The sequence below is a fragment of the Tatumella saanichensis genome, assembly GCF_000439375.1.
Lineage (GTDB): Bacteria > Pseudomonadota > Gammaproteobacteria > Enterobacterales > Enterobacteriaceae > Tatumella > Tatumella saanichensis.
Genome location: NZ_ATMI01000018.1, coordinates 1 through 1,352 on the forward strand (window position 1 = coordinate 1; position 1,352 = coordinate 1,352).

Sequence of the window (1,352 nt, forward strand, 5' to 3'; positions counted from 1 at the left end):
CTGCACTTACACATCCGGCCTATCAACGTCGTCGTCTTCAACGTCCCTTCAGGACTCTCAAGGAGTCAGGGAGAACTCATCTCGGGGCAAGTTTCGTGCTTAGATGCTTTCAGCACTTATCTTTTCCGCACTTAGCTACCGGGCAATGCCATTGGCATGACAACCCGAACACCAGTGGTGCGTTCACTCCGGTCCTCTCGTACTAGGAGCAACCCCCCTCAATTCTCCAACGCCCACGGCAGATAGGGACCGAACTGTCTCACGACGTTCTAAACCCAGCTCGCGTACCACTTTAAACGGCGAACAGCCGTACCCTTGGGACCTACTTCAGCCCCAGGATGTGATGAGCCGACATCGAGGTGCCAAACACCGCCGTCGATATGAACTCTTGGGCGGTATCAGCCTGTTATCCCCGGAGTACCTTTTATCCGTTGAGCGATGGCCCTTCCATTCAGAACCACCGGATCACTAAGACCTGCTTTCGCACCTGCTCGAACCGTCACTCTCGCAGTCAAGCTAGCTTATGCCTTTGCACTAACCTCACGATGTCCGACCGTGATTAGCTAACCTTCGTGCTCCTCCGTTACTCTTTGGGAGGAGACCGCCCCAGTCAAACTACCCACCAGACACTGTCCGCAACCCGGATTACGGGTCTACGTTAGAATATCAAACATTAAAGGGTGGTATTTCAAGGATGGCTCCATACGAACTGGCGTCCGTACTTCAGTGCCTCCCACCTATCCTGCACATCAAGGCTCAATATTCAGTGTCAAGCTATAGTAAAGGTTCACGGGGTCTTTCCGTCTTGCCGCGGGTACACTGCATCTTCACAGCGATTTCAATTTCACTGAGTCTCGGGTGGAGACAGCCTGGCCATCATTACGCCATTCGTGCAGGTCGGAACTTACCCGACAAGGAATTTCGCTACCTTAGGACCGTTATAGTTACGGCCGCCGTTTACCGGGGCTTCGATCAAGAGCTTCTCCTTACGGATAACCCCATCAATTAACCTTCCGGCACCGGGCAGGCGTCACACCGTATACGTCCACTTTCGTGTTTGCACAGTGCTGTGTTTTTAATAAACAGTTGCAGCCAGCTGGTATCTTCGACTGGCTTCAGCTCCGGGAGCAAGTCCCTTCACCTACGCGCCAGCGTGCCTTCTCCCGAAGTTACGGCACCATTTTGCCTAGTTCCTTCACCCGAGTTCTCTCAAGCGCCTTGGTATTCTCTACCTGACCACCTGTGTCGGTTTGGGGTACGATTTCGTGTTACCTGGAGCTTAGAGGCTTTTCCCGGAAGCATGGCATTTGTCACTTCAGTACCGTAGTACCTCGTCATCACGTCTCAGCCCA

1 rRNA gene is annotated in these 1,352 nt (G+C 53.1%); it reads right to left on the reverse strand.

Annotated features, from left to right (window positions below):
• Positions 1 to 1,352 (reverse strand): 23S ribosomal RNA (locus tag DW47_RS0107670); the annotation flags it as partial.